At 57.6% G+C, this 17,106-nt stretch carries 11 protein-coding genes; 6 read left to right on the plus strand and 5 right to left on the minus strand.

Translation table 11 applies throughout. The features are described 5' to 3' along the window. Positions 1–151: 151 nt before the first annotated feature. A complete protein-coding gene (locus ACVWZU_RS03120; RefSeq protein ID WP_457443334.1) occupies positions 152–2,437 on the minus strand; it encodes a ribonuclease R family protein in 2,286 nt (761 codons plus the stop codon). 75 nt (positions 2,438–2,512) lie between these two features. Next, the gene (gene phoU / locus ACVWZU_RS03125) at positions 2,513–3,154 is read right to left on the minus strand and encodes a phosphate signaling complex protein PhoU (RefSeq protein ID WP_414350183.1); all 642 of its coding nucleotides are present in this window, start codon (positions 3,152–3,154) and stop codon (positions 2,513–2,515) included. 208 nt (positions 3,155–3,362) lie between these two features. Here phoU and ACVWZU_RS03130 point away from each other — a divergent pair, with 208 nt between their 5' ends. The 3 genes from ACVWZU_RS03130 to ACVWZU_RS03140 all read left to right on the plus strand — a co-directional run bounded on the left by ACVWZU_RS03130 (position 3,363) and on the right by ACVWZU_RS03140 (position 6,942). Further along, a complete protein-coding gene (locus ACVWZU_RS03130) occupies positions 3,363–4,685 on the plus strand; it encodes a four-carbon acid sugar kinase family protein (protein ID WP_457443336.1) in 1,323 nt (440 codons plus the stop codon). 35 nt (positions 4,686–4,720) lie between these two features. Beyond that, positions 4,721–6,253 carry an NAD(P)/FAD-dependent oxidoreductase gene (locus ACVWZU_RS03135; protein ID WP_457443338.1) on the plus strand — a complete coding sequence of 511 codons (1,533 nt, stop codon included), beginning with the start codon at positions 4,721–4,723 and terminating at the stop codon, positions 6,251–6,253. 299 nt (positions 6,254–6,552) lie between these two features. Continuing rightward, positions 6,553–6,942, plus strand: coding sequence for a hypothetical protein (locus ACVWZU_RS03140; protein WP_457404955.1), 390 nt, complete (start codon positions 6,553–6,555; stop codon positions 6,940–6,942). A gap of 62 nt (positions 6,943–7,004) precedes the next feature. Here ACVWZU_RS03140 and treZ read toward each other — a convergent pair whose 3' ends face one another. Next, positions 7,005–8,831, minus strand: a complete 1,827-nt coding sequence (treZ, locus tag ACVWZU_RS03145; RefSeq protein ID WP_457443392.1) for a malto-oligosyltrehalose trehalohydrolase — start codon at positions 8,829–8,831, stop codon at positions 7,005–7,007. Positions 8,832–9,286: 455 nt separating this feature from the next. On the opposite strand from treZ, the gene ACVWZU_RS03150 reads away from it, so the two are divergent. Next, positions 9,287–11,374 (plus strand): prolyl oligopeptidase family serine peptidase, encoded by a 2,088-nt coding sequence (locus ACVWZU_RS03150; RefSeq protein WP_457443340.1) that lies wholly within the window; start codon positions 9,287–9,289, stop codon positions 11,372–11,374. Here ACVWZU_RS03150 and eno read toward each other — a convergent pair. Together eno and ntcA are read right to left on the minus strand one after the other, a co-directional pair. Then, the gene (eno, locus tag ACVWZU_RS03155; RefSeq protein ID WP_011434092.1) at positions 11,371–12,654 is read right to left on the minus strand and encodes a phosphopyruvate hydratase; all 1,284 of its coding nucleotides are present in this window, start codon (positions 12,652–12,654) and stop codon (positions 11,371–11,373) included. The genes ACVWZU_RS03150 and eno overlap by 4 nt on opposite strands. A gap of 238 nt (positions 12,655–12,892) precedes the next feature. Then, positions 12,893–13,567, minus strand: a complete 675-nt coding sequence (gene ntcA / locus ACVWZU_RS03160; RefSeq protein WP_457439781.1) for a global nitrogen regulator NtcA — start codon at positions 13,565–13,567, stop codon at positions 12,893–12,895. A 309-nt stretch (positions 13,568–13,876) separates the two neighbouring features. On the opposite strand from ntcA, the gene ACVWZU_RS03165 reads away from it, so the two are divergent. Both ACVWZU_RS03165 and ACVWZU_RS03170 read left to right on the plus strand, forming a co-directional pair. After that, positions 13,877–15,748, plus strand: a complete 1,872-nt coding sequence (locus ACVWZU_RS03165; protein ID WP_457443394.1) for a M61 family metallopeptidase — start codon at positions 13,877–13,879, stop codon at positions 15,746–15,748. Between the two features lie 50 nt (positions 15,749–15,798). Further along, entirely contained in the window at positions 15,799–17,106 is a 1,308-nt protein-coding gene (locus ACVWZU_RS03170; protein ID WP_457443342.1) for a hypothetical protein, read from the plus strand.

The raw sequence follows: 17,106 nt of genomic DNA on the forward strand, positions 1-17,106 counted from the left end.
ACAGGGAGCACCCTGGACTCTTTCGGGGCAGTAGAGCTGGGTGCCGGAAGCTCCGGTAGGATCTTCCTGATCTAGGTATCGCCTATTTTGCCAGAGCCAGAGTTCGCAACAACCGTCCTCTCCAGCTGCGATCCATGGAGGGATCCCCGCCTTATTCTTCTTCTTCGTAGGGACGGCCTTCCCCGATTACCGCCAGGTCAATTTGTTGGCGGTAGTAATCCACGTTCTTAATCTGCACCTCCACCCGATCCCCCAGGCGAAACTGGCGCCGACTCTTGCGTCCCACCAGCGCCTGCTGACGGCCGCGGTACTCGTACCAATCGTTTTTCAGGGTGCTGACCCGCACCAAGCCTTCCGCCAAGATGGGATCCACCTGGACAAAAAAGCCGTAGTTCTGGACGCCGATGATCAGGCCGGGGAACACCTCTCCCAGGTGCTTTTGCATGAACTCAGAGCGCTTCAGGCCCATCAGCTCCCGTTCCGCCTGCTGCCGGATCCGGTACCCCTCCTGAATTTTGGGCAGTTGCGCCTGGAGAAACGCCTGCCATTCCTCCTGCACCTTGGGCGGCAACACTTGCCAGTCGATTTGGCCGTAGCCGCTGGGGCCGTGCAGATCCACCACAGTTTTGGAGCGAGGGCTGCGGCGATCGCGTCCTTTGCTCAGGGCCAGGTGCAGAGCACGCAAATTGAGCAAGTCGGCATAGCGGCGCAAGGGGGCCGTAAAGGTGGCGTAGGGTTCTTTGAGGCCCAACCCAAAATGGCCCAGGTGTTCTTCCAGAGGCTGGAGACGATACTCGACCGGGGGCAAGGTGGCCAGCATCTGCGCCACCAAGGCCGGGCTCGCGCCAGAGGCCAACACATCGGGAGCGGTGATGCGGGCACAAATCCGCTGCCAGTCCGCCAGAGTTACGACAGCGGGATCTTGCAAATTCAGATCCAGCTTCATGGCATTGGCCAGGCGCAAAAAGCTCTGCAGGGCCTCGGCGGCAGGGGCAGGCTGCACGCGGGCCAAAGAAGGGATCCCCAACTGGCGCAAATGGTGGCCCAGGATTTGGTTGGCCAGCAGGAGAATTTCCGTCATCAGGGCATGGGCGCCGAGGCGATCGCTGATCAAGAGGGGGCCGTAGCCGCTTTCATCGGCAGAGTAGGGAGTGAGCAAATCCAACAGGGGCAGGTCAAATCCCCCCGCCTGGTGACGTTTGGCCCGCAGGATCTGGCTGAGGCGCAGCAGATTTTGCAGCAGGGCCATCAACTCCGGCACTTCTTCGTCGGGGCCCAAGTCGGCGGTGGTGGCCAAAAGAGCCTGCACCTGACCATAGGACAGGTGAGCCCGCGATTGCACCAGGCTGGGGTAAATCTCGAAGTTTTGTACCACCCCTTCTGGGTCGAGGGTCACTAGCAGTGAATAGGCCAAGCGCTCCTGCTGTGGCAACAGAGCCAGGCGGTTGTGCACCTCCGGCGGAAAGAGAGGCAGCACCATCGTATCGAGGTAGACGGTGGCCGTCCGCTGCTGAGCCTCTTGCTCCAAGGGGTGGTCGGGATCCAGCCAGTGGGCTACGTCGGCAATGTGGATCCCCAGCAGCCAGTGGTCATTCTCTTGCCGCTGCAAGGAAACAGCCACGTTGGGTTCCAAGCCGTGGGGATGCTGCAGATCCAAAGGCTCCAAAGTGATGCAAAACCAATCGCGCAGATCGCGGCGGCCCTTTTGGTCAGAGCGGCTGAGCTTTTTGGGCAGAGCTGCTGCTGCCTCCAACACTGGAGCGGGAAACTCCTGCGGTAGGTCGTACTTGCAACAGACCAAATCTGCATCGATGGAGGCCTCTGGGCCGTCGCCCAAAATTTTGCGAATGGTTCCGGTTGGGGGTAGATCCCCCAGCGGGTAGCGATCCACCTCCACATAGGCCACCCGCCCCTCTGCCAGCTCGACAGGGGATCCCTCCGTCAGGGCCAGCTCGAACAGCAGCCGGTCGTCCAAGGGCACCACCCGAAAACCCTGTTCCGTCTGTTTGAGGCGACCCACCAGGGCAGAATTGGCCCGCTCCACAACGGCCACCACCTCTCCCTCAGGGCTGCGGCGACGGTTGCCATCTTTGGTGACCCGCGCCAACACCTGATCCCCATTCCAGGCGCCGCTGAGGTTGCTGCCGTGGATGTACACATCCTCCACCCCCGGCTCGTCCCGAATGGCGAAGCAGAAGCCTTTGCTGGAACAGCGCAAACGCCCCACCACCAAAGATTCGTCCGGCTTGCGCCGATAGCGAGGGGGATCCCCTAGTCGTTCCAGAAACCCGGCCCGCACCAGGCCATCGAGGGCAATCTCGAGCATTTCCGGCGCTTCTGGGTCGGGGGACTGCAAGAGGGCAAGAAGAGTATCTTTGTCGGTCAATTGATCGGGAGGCTGAGAGAGAAAATGCTGAAAAATTCGAGAGAAGTCCATTTTGGGTATTGGCAAAGGGTATTGGCAAAAAAGAAAAAGAGGGGTTAAGACATCGCAAGACCCAACCCGTTGGCGTTAGTCACGCTGGCCGGTGACAATGAAGGCAACCCGCTGGCCGATGTTGGTGCTGTGGTCGGCCAGACGCTCCAGGTAACGGATCGCCAGCAACATCAATAGAATAGGCTCGACCGATCCGCGAATGTCAGACTGCTGCGCCAACGTATTGTAAAGGTTAGTGTAATCTTCATCAACGGCGTCGTCTTCCCGCTTCAGTTGTCGGCCCAGGTCAGCATCCAATTCCGTCAGGGCCACCAGGCTGTGGCTGAGCATTTTCTGGCAACGCTGCATCATCACGCGAATACGACCCAGCTCCGGGGGCGGCGGGTACATGACCAAGCGCAGGGCCACTTCGGCCAAATCTTTGGCGTAGTCGCCAATCCGCTCCAGATCGCGTACCAGTTGCATCAGGGTACTGATCCAGCGCAGATCCCGCGCCACCGGGGAGCGCAAGGCAATCAAATTAATACAGTCTTTCTCGATTTGACGATAAAAACGGTCAATTTGCTTGTCTTGGGCGATCACCTGTTCGGCGGCGGCCAAGTTCTGTTCAAACAGGGCCTGCTGGGCCAAGACCACCGACTTTTCCACCAGCGCCCCCATGCGCAGCACGTCCTGCTGTACCCGTTTGATGTGAAGTTGCAGCTCGGCTTGCCCCATGGCTTTCTCCCATGAATGTGGGCAGGGGGGAAATGTCTGCAGTCGTTTTGGATTCAACAGAGCCAGTTGATCTCAATCATGGCAAACTTCGCCTGGAATAGGGGCAGGGAAGATGGCCAACTTGGGGGAAGATGAAAATAGCGGTTGCCCTTTGAGGGGGATTCGTCTGTCTGGAGTTCTCGGGTTGCTTTGTCATTGAGACGGTCTCATGGCTCTCCCCCCTATCGTTGTGTTGGACGATGATCCCACCGGATCCCAAACCGTTCACAGTTGCTTGCTCCTCACCCGCTGGGATCCGCAGACTTTGAAGCTGGGGTTGCAGGATAGCTCGCCAATTCGCTTTATCCTCACCAATACTCGGGCTTTGCCCCCGGCGAAGGCAGCGGAGGTGACGCGGTCGGTATGTGGGGCGTTGAAGGAGGTGATGGCGGAGCTGGGATGTGAGCAGGCTATTTTCGTCAGCCGCTCCGACTCGACGCTGCGGGGGCATTACCCCCTGGAAACGGATGTGATGGCAGCAGAGCTGGGGCCTTTTGATGCCCATTTTCTGGTGCCGGCCTTTTTTGAGGGAGGGCGCATCACCCGCAACAGTGTCCACTACCTACGGGTGGGGGAGCGCTGGGTGCCGGTGCATGAGACGGAGTTTGCTCGGGATGCGGTGTTTGGCTACCACCACAGCTATTTGCCGGACTATGTGCAGGAGAAAACCCAGGGGCGGATCCGGGCTGAGCAGGTGGAGCGATTGACCCTAGAGCAGATTCGCGCCGGCTGTCTGGAGCGGCTTTTGAGTCTGGAGGGGAATGTCTGCTGTGTAGTGGATGGAGAAACTCAAGCGGATTTGGATCGCTTTGCCCAGGATGTTTGGGCGGCTATAGAGCAGGGGAAGCGCTTTTTGTTCCGCAGCGCCGCCAGCCTCTTGACGGCTTTGGCCCAATTGCCGCCACAGCCGGTTCTGCCAGAGCAGATGGGGCGGTTTGTCCGCTCAGATCGGCCAGGGGTGGTGATTGTGGGATCCCATGTGCAAAAGTCCAGCCAGCAGTTGGCCCGCCTTCTGCAGGAGCCTGAAACCCAAGGCATCGAGGTGGAGGTGAGGCGACTATTGGATCCCGACGCGGAGCTGCTGCCTGGGATCCTGGCCCAAGTTCACAGCGCCTATGAGCAGGGTCTGACGCCGGTGGTCTACACCAGCCGAGAGGAACTGACTTTTGAAAAGGACGCCGTAGAAATGCGCCTGGCTTTTGGACAGAAGGTTTCGCGGTTGTTGATGGGCGTGGTGCAGGGGCTGCCAGAAGGGATCGGCTATCTCATCAGCAAGGGCGGCATCACCTCCAACGACACCCTCAGCACTGGCCTCGACTTGCCGGCGGTGCGTCTGCTGGGGCAAGTCTACCCTGGGATCTCGATGGTGATCACCCCGTCCGATCATCCCCGCTTTCCCAACCTGCCGGTGGTGTTGTTTCCGGGCAATGTCGGCGAGGCGGATACGCTGCTTTTGCTCCACCGTCGCCTCAAAAGTCGGGGCTTGATTTAGGGTGAAGAGGATGGTCTTGTGGGTTCCTCCTGCCGATGGCTGAAGTTGTCCCCCCGCCGGAAGCCTTGCCCACCTCGGATGCCTGGTGGGGATCCCTGCGGCAGCCGCAGGCGGAACTGCCCCCGGCAGTGGTTCACCCTTCTTCCGCTCGTTTGGGCAGCCAATCCTGGGATGCCGATGTGGTGATTGCCGGCGGCACCTTGGGGATCCTTCTGGGGGCGGCTTTGGCCAAGCGGGGCTGGCGGGTGATCCTGCTGGAGCGCGGGATCCTGCGGGGGCGGGAGCAGGAGTGGAACACCTCACACCAGGAGCTGCAGGTGTTGTTAGAGCTGGAGCTGCTTACCCCGCCCGAGTGGGAGGCAGTCCAGGTTACCCACTACCCGAGGGGGCGGATTGGCTTTGGGGAGGGCCCCCACTGGTGGGTGGAGGGAGTGCTGAATGTGGGCGTGGATCCAGTCAGCCTCCTGGAGTTCCTCAAGCAGCATTTCCTGGCCTGGGGGGGCCAAGTGTGGGAGCAGACTGCCTTTCAAAGTGCCACCGTTCACCCCGATGGGATCTGCCTCCAGACCACCAAGGGACAGATCCGTGCTCAACTGCTGGTGGATGCCATGGGGCACCGCTCGCCCATCGCGGCCCAGGCTCGCCAAGGGCAGCCGCCAGATAGCGTCTGTCTGGTGGTGGGATCCTGTGCCCAGGGGCTGCCCGACCAACCCACGGGAGATCTCTTCTACAGCTTTACCCCAGCCCAGAATGGCTACCAGCCCTTTTGGGAAGCTTTCCCTGCCCGCGATGGGCGCACCACCTATCTTTTTACCTACTGCGACCGGGATCCCCGGCGGCCTAGTCTAGAGCAGCTCTGGCGGGATTACTGCCGGCTGCTGCCAGCCTACCAGGGGGTGGAGCTGGCCCAGATCCGCTGGGTGCGCAAGCTATGTGGCGTTTTCCCCGCCTACCGCCGCAGCCCGCTGCAACTGCCCTGGGATCGCCTATTGGCGGTGGGGGATAGCAGTGGCAGCCAGTCGCCTCTAAGCTTTGGCGGCTTTGGCGCCATGTTGCGCCACCTGGATCGCCTACAGCAGGGGATCCACGAGGCCCTGGCGCAACGGCAGTTGAACCAGGCAGCCCTGGCCCTGCTGCAACCCTACCAGCCCAACTTGGCCGTGACCTGGCTATTTCAGAAGGCCATGATTCCCCCTCTGCAGAACAAAAGTTGGGATCCCAATAGCATTAACCGCCTGTTGAGCAGGGTGTTTGCGGCCATGGTTGCCGCCGGCCCCCAGGTGGTGCAGTCCTTTTTGCAGGATGTGGTGCAGTTTGGCGGCTTGGCCCAGGCCCTGTGGGGGATGACGCGTCGGGATCCCAGCTTGGTAGCCAGACTTTTGCCTCGGTTGGGGTTGCCGGAGCTGGTGGCATGGGCGGGCCACTTTGGCGCCCTTGGCCTCTACGAGCTGCTGCAAAGGCTAACAGATCGCCCGGAGCCGGAAACCAACCCCCAAGACTACTTCTGGAAGCGGCGCCGCGAGGCTTGGCGCTACGGCTGCGGTCAAGATTACAAGTTATTTCCATAGTGATTCTGTAGATATTCTATCTGAAAATAGGGGCTTTGAACGAGCTTGAGACGTTCCCCTGACAATCTGCACCGCCGAGGCCCTAACTCGCAGTTTTTATCTCATTAGGAAGAGGAAAGTTGAGAGCCAAGGAGCGGTTGCACTACTGTAATTCAACATAGCTGCAATCAAGACACTCAAGAGATATCGAAACATTGTCAATGTGATCAAGCTCACCATTACGTTTCATGACGTTTGATATCCATAGTGGAAGAGTTGGGAATTCTTTATCCATCCACTCGTCAGTGTAGGAGTTAGCCATGGTTATTCTCGACTACAGCGATACAGACAGTGGCTTCTGGGCTTCGACTCCTCAGGGTTTGGTGGAGGTGATCAAGTTTCAGAATCACTTCTACGCCCTTCGGCAAGTGTACAAACGCGCCCAAGACGCGATATCTGCCTGTCGCGCCGACATTGAAAGGGGATTTCTTAGCATTGTGGTGCAGTTTGAGAATCACGCGGAAGTGTGGGCTCAACTGTCGCCGGGCGTACCCGTGCAGTCCCAACCAGAGGCTGCTCCTACGGGCAACCCTGCCAAGCCCAAGCTGACCTATCGCGGCCAACCGGTGAGCAAACCTTCCCGAAATCCCAGCCTCGCCCGCAGGCCCTTGCCTGACTCCCTCTATTTCCGCGGCGCGAAGATCGGCTAGACCGTTTCCGTTTGCCAGGTCTGGAGCGGTCGAGATTTCCCTTCTGGCCGCAGCCATCTGCGTTAGCGGTGCAAAGCACCATAGAGGCCCACTCCATAGCCCAGTACCTCAACCGGATCCCCTTGGCTTTCTGCCGGCAGTTGGGATCCCTTTCCCAACCACTGGGCCTCGTGGCTATCCAAAAGCTTCTCCCAGGTGCCGCTGGGCCATTGGGTATAGGTGACTGGCTGATCGGGGCTGAAGTTGAAAAGGGCAAGCAAAGCCTGGGATCCCTGGCGGCGGTGCAGGGCAAGGCCAGCGCCCGAAAACAGCTCCACTTCCACTCCATCCCGCTCCAAGTGCTGGAGAGCCGGTTGAGTTTTGCGCAGCCGGATCAGGGCCTGGTACCACTTCCAGAGAACCTGGTGGTGACCGGCCTTTTTCAACTCCCAATTCAGCTTGGAGCGCAAGAAAGTCTCTTCAGCTTGGGGATCCGGCGGCTCTCCCTGCCAGGCAAAGGCGCTGAACTCGCGGCGGCGTCCTTGGCGCACCGCTTCCACCAGGTCGGGATCCCCGTGGCTGACAAAATACAGAAAGGGGGCCACCTCCCCGTATTCTTCCCCCATAAACAGCAGCGGCAGCATGGGGGCCAACAGCAGGGCAGCGGCAGCCAACTTGAGGCCCTCGAAAGAGGTGAGCTGGCTAAGGCGCTCTCCCAGCCTGCGGTTGCCCACCTGGTCGTGGTTTTGAATGCAGACAACAAATTGGGATCCTGACCGTCCGGCGGCGGAGTTGCCGTAACGCCTGGCGCGGTAGCGGGAGTATTGGCCGGAAAAGACGTAGCTTTCCCGGTAGGACTTGGCCAGTTGCTCCAATTGGCCAAAATCCTGGTAGTAGCCCACTGTTTCGCCGGTGAGCAGGGTGTGAACCGAGTGGTGAAAGTCGTCGCACCACTGGGCATCTAGCCCGTAGCCCCCTTGCTCTCGGGGGGTGATGAGGCGGACATCGTTGAGGTCGCTTTCGGCAATGAGAACCCTGGGCCGGCCAGTGCGAGCTTCTAGGGCATCCACCTGCTCTGCCAATTCCTGCAAGAAGGGGTAGGCGCTGAAGTCGTAGATGGCATGCACCGCGTCCAGCCGCAGCCCATCGAGATGAAACTCCTCCAGCCAGTACTCGGCGTTTTGTAGGAAAAACTCTCGCACGCCGTCAGAATAGCGGTCGTCGAAGTTGAGGGCATCCCCCCAAGGGGTGTGGTACTTGTCGGTGAAGTAGGGGCCAAAATCCCGCAGGTAGTTCCCCTCCGGCCCCAGGTGGTTGTAGACCACATCCAAGATGACGGCCAAACCCAGTTGGTGGCAGGCATTGACTAGGGCTTTGAAGCCTGCCGCTCCTCCATAGCTGGTCTGCACCGCGTAGGGGTAGACGCCGTCGTAGCCCCAGTTGCGCTCTCCTGGAAACTGGGCCACCGGCATCAGCTCCAGCACGTTTACCCCCAACTCCACCAATTCCGGCAGGCGAGGGATCAGAGCGGCAAAGGTGCCCTCGAGGGTAAAGGTGCCTACATGCAGCTCGTAGAGGATCCACTGAGACAGGGGGATCCCCTTCCACCCCTGATCCTGCCAGTCGAAGTGGGGATCCACCACCCGCGAGGGGCCATGAACGCCATGCGGTTGACAGCGGGAGGCCGGGTCTGGTCGCTCCACTACCCCTGCCTGGGTGTGCAGGCGGTAGAGGTAGTCCACTGGCCCAGGTGGGATCCCGTCCACCTCCCCCTGCCAATAGCCCTGCTCATCCCGCACTAGAGTAAAGCAACGTTGGACAGGGCTGAGCAGCTTCAGCTCCACCTGCTCAACCAAGGGCGCCCACACCGAGAAGTGATAGCAGCCTGAGCCCAGGGGATAGGCGCCCATCCGCCCGGCCTGGAAGAAAGGAGAAGCCTGCAACACAGAATCTATCCCGCAACTCGGCTTCCACTATAGCGAGCATGCCTGGCAAAAGCCGGAGAGTGGGTTTTTGGCTTCTCCTCTGCCATAGTGGAATGGGTCTGATACATTTACGCTGAACACTGCTGAACATCACTGTTCAACTATGCAGCGATAGCATTCTGTTTGTTTCCATTCGCGTCAGCGGGACGGAGTCCGAACAGAATGGCGGTATCCCGCAAAGCTTTGAGTAGAATACCCAAAGCGCAGTTTCCGTGTCGTCTTACTACCAATTTTCTGCTTTGCTTTGGCTACCATGTTGGCAGACTCGAAAGTAAACAGAAAGATCAACTGGTAGTAATCCGTACTGAACATATTATACATTATTTTCAGTATAGTTGAGCTTATTATTGACTAGAGTCATGCTCTAGCGCTTAGGTCTCATGCTCAACTACCCGCCCAGCTATCCCGATCCCACTGTTGTGGACATCTACCACGGGCAGCCGGTGCCGGATCCCTACCGCTGGCTGGAGGATCTGGATTCGGAGCAGACGCGGGCCTGGATTGAGGCGCAAAACCACCTTACCTTTAACTACTTGCAGCAGATCCCAGCCCGGCAGCGGATCCGAGAACGCCTGACCCAGCTCTGGAACTATGAAAAATACAGCCAGCCCTTCAAAGAAGGGGGCCGCTACTTCTACTTCAAAAACGACGGCCTGCAAAACCAGAGCGTTCTCTACACCCAAGAAAGTCTAGAGGGCCAGGCGCGGGTTTTGCTGGATCCCAACACCTTCTCGGAAGACGGCACGGTGGCTCTAGCGGGCATTGCCATCAGCTGCGCTCGCGACAGCAGTGCGGAGCACGCTGGACGGTATCTAGCCTATGGCCTCTCCTGCTCCGGCTCCGATTGGCAAGAGTGGAAGGTGCGGGACATCGAGACCGGCGAGGATTTGCCGGATCACCTGCGCTGGATTAAGTTCTCGGGAGTAAGCTGGACCCTGGACGGGCAGGGATTTTTCTACAGCCGCTACGACGAACCGGCCCCCGGCAGCGAATACGAAAGCGTCAACTACTTTCAAAAGCTCTACTACCACCGCCTGGGCACCCCCCAGTCAGAAGATGTTTTGGTCTATCACCGCCCCGACCAAAAAGAGTGGGGCTTTGCCGGCGGGGTTACTGAAGATGGGAATTACCTCATCATCTCCGTCTGGCGGGGTACGGATCCCAAAAACCTCATCTTCTACAAAGACTTGCGGGATCCCCAGTCTCCTGTAGTAGAGCTCATCCGCGAGTTTGAGGCCGAATACAGCTTCGTGGGCAACGACGGATCCCGCTTTTGGCTGTTGACGGACTGCCAAGCTCCTCGGCGGCGACTGGTGGCCATCGACTTGGAGCAGCCTGACCGGGTGCAGGAGGTGATCCCCGAGGCGGAGGAGACCCTGCAGGGGGTTAGCTTGATCAACAATCAGTTTGTGGCCTTCTACCTCAAAGACGCCCACACCCAGATCAAGACCTTTGCTTTAGACGGTAGCTACCTAGGAGAAATTCCGCTGCCCGGGCTGGGATCCGCCAGCGGCTTTGGCGGCAAGCGCTACGACACCGAGACCTTCTACACCTTCACCAGCTTCACCACCCCACCCACCATCTACCGCTACGATTTCACCAGCGGCACCAGCACCCTGTTCCGTCAGCCCCAGGTGGATTTCGATCCCCAGGCCTACGAGGTGCAGCAGGTGTTCTACACCAGCAAAGATGGCACCCGCATCCCCATGTTTCTTGTTCACCGCCGCGGCCTGACTCGGACAGGGGATCACCCCACTCTGCTGTATGGCTACGGCGGCTTTGGCATCTCTCTTACCCCCAGCTTTTCAGTGGGTCTGGTGGCCTGGCTGGAAATGGGCGGTGTCTATGCCCAGCCAAGTTTGCGCGGCGGCGGCGAGTACGGAGAAGAGTGGCACCAGGCGGGCACCAAGCTCAACAAGCAAAAGGTGTTCGACGACTTTATTGCCGCTGCCGAGTGGCTGATAGCCCATGGCTACACCAACCCCGCCAAGTTGGCCATCTCCGGCGGCAGCAACGGCGGCCTGCTGGTGGGGGCCTGCCTGGTTCAGAGGCCGGAGCTGTTTGCAGCGGCCCTGCCGGCAGTGGGGGTGTTCGACATGCTGCGCTTTCATAAGTTCACCATCGGCTGGGCCTGGATCTCCGAGTACGGATCCCCGGAGAACCCGGAGGAATTCAAGGCCCTCTACGCCTATTCCCCTCTGCACAACCTCAAGCCCGGCACTGCCTATCCCGCCACCCTGATCACCACCGCAGATCACGACGACCGGGTGGTGCCCGCCCACAGCTTCAAGTTTGCCGCTGCCCTGCAGGCAGCCCAGGGGGGATCCCAGCCCATCCTCATCCGCATCGACACCAAGGCAGGGCACGGGGCCGGCAAGCCCACCAGCAAGCTGATTGAGGAAGCTGCCGACCGCTGGGCCTTTTTGGTGCAGGTGCTAGGGATCCCCTGGGACGGAACGGGAAGTTAGCGAGCTCTAGGACCCAGGCCCACCCGACCGGCATAAACTGCCGCTTCCCCCAGCTCGTCTTCGATGCGCAGCAGTTGGTTGTACTTGGCAATGCGCTCGCTGCGGCAGAGGGATCCGGTTTTGATCTGCCCGGCACGGGTGGCCACCGCCAAGTCGGCAATGGTGGTGTCTTCCGTCTCGCCAGAGCGGTGGCTGATGATGGTGCGAAAGCCGGCTTGAACTGCCAATTGGATGGCCGAGACGGTCTCCGTCAGGGTGCCGATTTGGTTGGGCTTGATCAAAATGGCGTTGGCGGCGGCGCTGTCGATACCCTTTTGCAGGCGGGTCAGGTTGGTTACAAACAGGTCATCTCCCACCAGCTGTACCCGGGATCCCAGTTGAGCGGTCATGGCTTGCCAACCGGCCCAGTCTTCTTCCGCTAGCCCATCTTCAATGGAAAGGATGGGATAGTTGGCCAGCAGTTGCTGGTAGTAAGCCACCATATCAGCCGCGCTGTGGGCTTTGCCCTCAAAGTGATATTGCCCATCCTGCAGCAGCTCGTTGGCGGCCACATCCAAGGCCAAGGCGATATCTGCTCCCGGTTTGTAGCCTGCCTGTTCAATAGCCGTCATCAGCAGATCCAAAGCCGCCGCATTGGAGTCGAGATCAGGAGCAAACCCCCCTTCATCCCCCACACCGGTGGACAGCCCCTTCTGCTGCAGCACTTGTTTTAGTACCGCAAACACCTCAGCCCCGTAGCGCAGCGCCTCGCGAAAGCTGGCCGCTCCAATGGGCACAAGCATAAATTCTTGAATATCGACGTTGTTGTCGGCGTGGGCGCCGCCGTTGAGCACGTTCATCAGCGGCACCGGCAGCAGGTTGGCAAAGGGCCCCCCCAGGTATTTGTAAAGAGGCAAGCCCACTGCTTCCGCAGCCGCTTTGGCTGTCGCCAGAGAAACTGCCAAAATAGCGTTGGCCCCCAGGCGGGACTTGTTGGGGGTGCCGTCCAGGTCGATCAGCAACTGGTCAATACGGGCTTGGTTGAGGGCATCTTCTCCCTGCAGCTCCGACTGGATGGGGCCAAGGATGTTTTCCACCGCCCTCAGCACACCCTTACCGCCGTAGCGTTTGGGATCCCCATCCCGCAGCTCATGGGCCTCGAAGGTACCGGTCGAGGCACCGCTGGGAACCTGCGCCAAGCCCGTTGCTCCATTGGCTAGACCCACCAGGGCTTCTAGGGTGGGACGCCCTCGCGAGTCGAGGATCTCATGGGCGGTAATCCACTCGATGGCTGTTTCCACAGTTACACCTCAGCAATTGGCTAGATAGCTCTGGCCAAAGCCAGATCCCCCCATAGACTAGTAGATTCTTGCCCGCGATCCGGTCAGCTTCCAGAAAACTTTAAGTCTGTCCTTCGGGCACAGAGATTCTTCAAGGCTGCAGCAGTAGACTGAACATAAGCCGGGTAGAGCTTCAACCAACCATCGAGCGGGGTTTGCCTGGGCAAGGTGCTACTCAGGAGGTGTTCTCCTCTTCCTTCTAGGCAAAGCGATGGCTCAGCTGCATCGGGTCGTGTACGGTGATCTTCTTCTTGTGAATGGAGATGTACTTCTTCTTGCGCAGCTCTCCCAACAGGCGGGTGATGGTGACGCGGGTTGAGCCAATGGCCTCGGCAATGGCCTGGTGAGACAGCTTGAGATCGATGGTGACCCCATCTGGGCCAGGCACCCCGAAATCGCGACAGAGAATCAACAAAAAGCTGACCAGACGGGATCCCATGTCGCGATGAGCCAGCGTCTCGATCATCATCTCCGTTTGCAAGATACGAGACGACAGGCTTTTAACCAGCAACATGGCCAGTTCGGCGTTCTCCTGTAGGGATTTCTCCACCTGCTCGATCGGCAGAGAGAGCAACTCAGTAGGTGTAAAAGCCACCGAGTGATAAAAGCGGTCGGAGCGCTGTCCCGTGATAAAGGAGAGCACGCCGAAGATGCTGTTTTCGCGTAGGAGGGCGACGGTGATTTCCTCCCCCATTTCGTAGACCCGCGAGAGCTTAACGGCTCCCTTCACCAAAAAGTAAACCCGCTCCGCCGGATCCCCTGGAAAAAAAATGGTCTTCCCGCGCTCAAACGTTTCGATAACCGGAGGATGGTGAGGGCCTCCCAATTGCTTGAAGGCTGTGATCAGAGATTTTTCCGCTACGGCCACCGCCATACTCATCAACCTTTTAAGGTCAGTTTATACCTAAGATCAACCTATTAAGATCAATCTAGAAGCATTAGGCTAGGTTGCAACCCCTTGACTTCAGAATCGATGATGATACCAAGATTTACCCTAAAGTAGAAGGTTCTGCCCAGGCATCTTTGTAGCACGTGCTACATTTTTGAGTCTCGTTTTTGCCCCAGAAAGGGATCCCCAACCGAAAGCAGGGGTTAGGATAAGAGCCATTGTCGCTGGGGGTTGCGTCGGCCCTTGGCGGTAGAGAGTGGAGTGGGTTGGAACATTCTATCTATCTATCTATCTATGGGGATCCCAGAGGTTATCGTTGCTGCACCTTCTCAACTGAGCCGCCAGCATTTCACAGTGCGGATGCCGGATCCGGCCAATCACCTGCTGGAGGTGGAACTGCAGATCCAAGAGGTGGATCCAGAGGTGCCTTTGCGGCTGCGACTGCCGGTGTGGACGCCGGGATCCTACCTGGTGCGGGAATATGCCCGTCACGTGCAGGAGTTTCAGGCGGCAACCGAGCAAGGGATCCCTTTGGCCTGGCGGAAGGTGGACAAGAACACCTGGCAGATCGATCCGCCGGGCTGTTCTGCCGTGAAGGTGTGCTACCGGGTCTATGCCTATGAGCTGACGGTGCGCACAAACCATCTGGATTTGACCCACGCCTATTTCAACGGGGCAGCGCTCTTCCTCTACGTGCCCGGTCGCGAGCGGGAACCCTACACTTTGACGGTGATCCCCCCCAAGCCGGATTGGCACATCGCCACCAGTTTGCGGCCCTTGACCTCTCCTTCTGAGGATCCCACTTCCGGCCAGTCTTTTGTGGCAGAGGACTATGACGAGCTGGTGGATAGCCCGGTGGAGGTGGGTCCACATCGAGTGCAATCGTTTGAGGTGGAAGGGATCCCGCATTACCTTGTGGTTTGGGGGGCGGGCACTCTGGATGTGGAGCGGGCTGTCGCTGATGCTAAGGCGATTGTCAAAACCACAGCCGCGTTTTTCGGTGGGCTACCCTACGACCGCTACTGGTTCATTGTGCATTTGTCGCCGGGAGGATTTGGTGGCCTTGAGCACAAGTACAGCACCACCCTTCTTTACTCTGGGCTGGAGCTGCATCAGCCGGAGTCCTATCGGCGCTTTTTGTCTTTGCTGGCCCACGAGTTGTTTCATGCCTGGAATGTCAAGCGTCTGCGTCCGCTGGCATTGGAAAAGATCGACTACAACCAGGAAAATTATCTGGAATGTCTGTGGTTTTGTGAGGGGGCGACCAGCTATTACGAAAATGTCATCTTATTGAGGGCAGGGATCCTCAGTGCCGGCGATTTCTTGAAGATTCTTTCCGAACAGATTGGTCGCTTGCAGCGTACTCCGGGCCGGGCCGTGCAATCGCTGCGGGAATCCAGCTTCGACACCTGGATCAAACTCTACCGCCCCCACGAAAACACCCTCAACAGCCAGGTTTCTTATTACTTAAAAGGGGCTTTGGTCTGTTGGCTGCTGGATCTGCACATCCGTCACCTTTCCGGCGGTCAGGGATCCCTGGATACGGCTTTGCAGGATCTGTGGCAGCGCTTTGGTCGGTCAGGGAAGGGCTACAGCGACCAAGACTTGCGGGAGGCGTTTGAGCGGGCAGCCGGTGCCGATCTTGGCCGGTTTTTCGCAGCCTATGTGGAAGGCACGGAAGAGCTAGACTACAACACTTACCTACACCCCTTTGGCCTCACCCTTAAAGCCCACTTCAGCCGCCCCAACCCCATCCCATACCTGGGCCTTAATTTCAACGGCGAGGGCAATCGCATCAGCACAGTGGAGATGGGATCCCCGGCGCAAAAAGCGGGCATCTGGGCCGGCGATGAGCTGGTGGCCCTGGATGGGTTCAGGGTGAGCGCTGCCAACTTGGCGGAACGCTTGACGGCCTATCAGCCCCACCAGATCATTTGTTTGAGCGTTTTTCAAGCCGATCAGTTGAAACATTTCTGGATCCCGTTGGATCCCCCTCGGCCCGATGTCTACACGTTGGAGGTGTTGCCTGAACTGACTCCTGCTCAAGAAGCTCTTCAGCAAGGCTGGCTGGGATCCCTTGTCGGCGCCCAGCTTCGGTCAGAGGCAGGTCCCCATCTGCTTGAAAATTCACCTATCTCCTCCTATCATGTTGAGGCAAGCAGGTAATCCAGTTAACTGGAAAGAAAAGTAACAGCAGCAGAGGACAGGAGTATCTGATGGACTTAGTTTTGGTTTTATTGATTGGGGCAGCTGTTGGTTTCTCGGTAGGCATTTACGTTGCTCGCCAGTATGGGGCCAGTCCTAAACTGGAAATCTGGAAACGAGAGATTATCAGAGATATATCTTCGCAGCTAAGCCAACGCAGCCAAGAACTCAACAACCCGGACAAAGCACTCATCAAGTTGAGCGAAGGATTGGTAGACAAGATTTCTCAAAAGTTACAGGAAAAGTTACAGGCCGTCCAAGCTACCCTTGAAGAGTTTAAATTTCGCCTTGCTGACAGCCAGCAAAGCTTGCTACAGGACTGGGGCAGAGACTTTCTACAAGCTATATCTGTAAAGTTGGCCGAACATGGCCAGCAACTGAACAATCAGCTAGCCATTCTGGAAAATCTAGTGGAAGAGGCCAAAGATATTTATCGGCAACTACGGGTTACTATTCAAAGTTCTCATGGATCCGAGATATGCCCAACTGCAAATCAGGACTCCCAGAATGAGCAGGTTACTCAGGTCATTGGTAAAGCACCAGATCCTGAGACACCAGACGAAGTACTAAGAGACAAGGATGGGACAGCTACTGTTGATATATCAAAGATAGAGTCGTTCTTAAACTCAAAAAACATAAAGATAAAAAGCATAGCTGCGGAAGAAAAAGAGGAAAAGCTAGATCAAATAGCCGCCTTTATGGGCAGCCGATACTCTTTTATCAAGAGATTTTATGGAATGGTTAAATCAAACATGAAGAGCGGCAGTTCTTTCTTCCTAAACCTTAGAGACGAACCTCCACAAGTAGTCAGTTCAACTTGCCAAGTTGCTAAGGAGTTACACGACATCGCATTTTTGGAAGAGTACAGATACTCTAAGGCGCCCAGATGCCTTTTGGTAGCGAGACCCAGTAGGTCGCCTCAGGCGCTGAATTTTCTGGCAGGGAACTGGCTGGAAAGATATGTTAGGGGCACGCTGATCCGCCTTGTTGCGGCTCACACCGAAAAGATCAGTTTCTCTTACGTCGCGAATGCCCAAGTTACTTTATCGAATAGAGCCGATTTTGAGATGGATCTTTTCTTCCATATCAATGATAAATTCTACTGGGTGGAATCGAGGACAGGTGGGTACCAAGATAAAATACAAAAATACTCCGGAATCGCTCATGAACTCGGTCTTCAGGGAAGCCAAGCTTTCATAGTTTTAACTGATGTTAGTCAAGATACAAGAAGTAGTCTATCTTCCCTCTATCACCTGTCAGTGATTGGCGTCGATGAGGTTGAGTCTACCTTTGATGGGATCCTGAAAAGCCATCTCTGA

This window comes from Thermostichus sp. MS-CIW-26 (assembly GCF_054059115.1).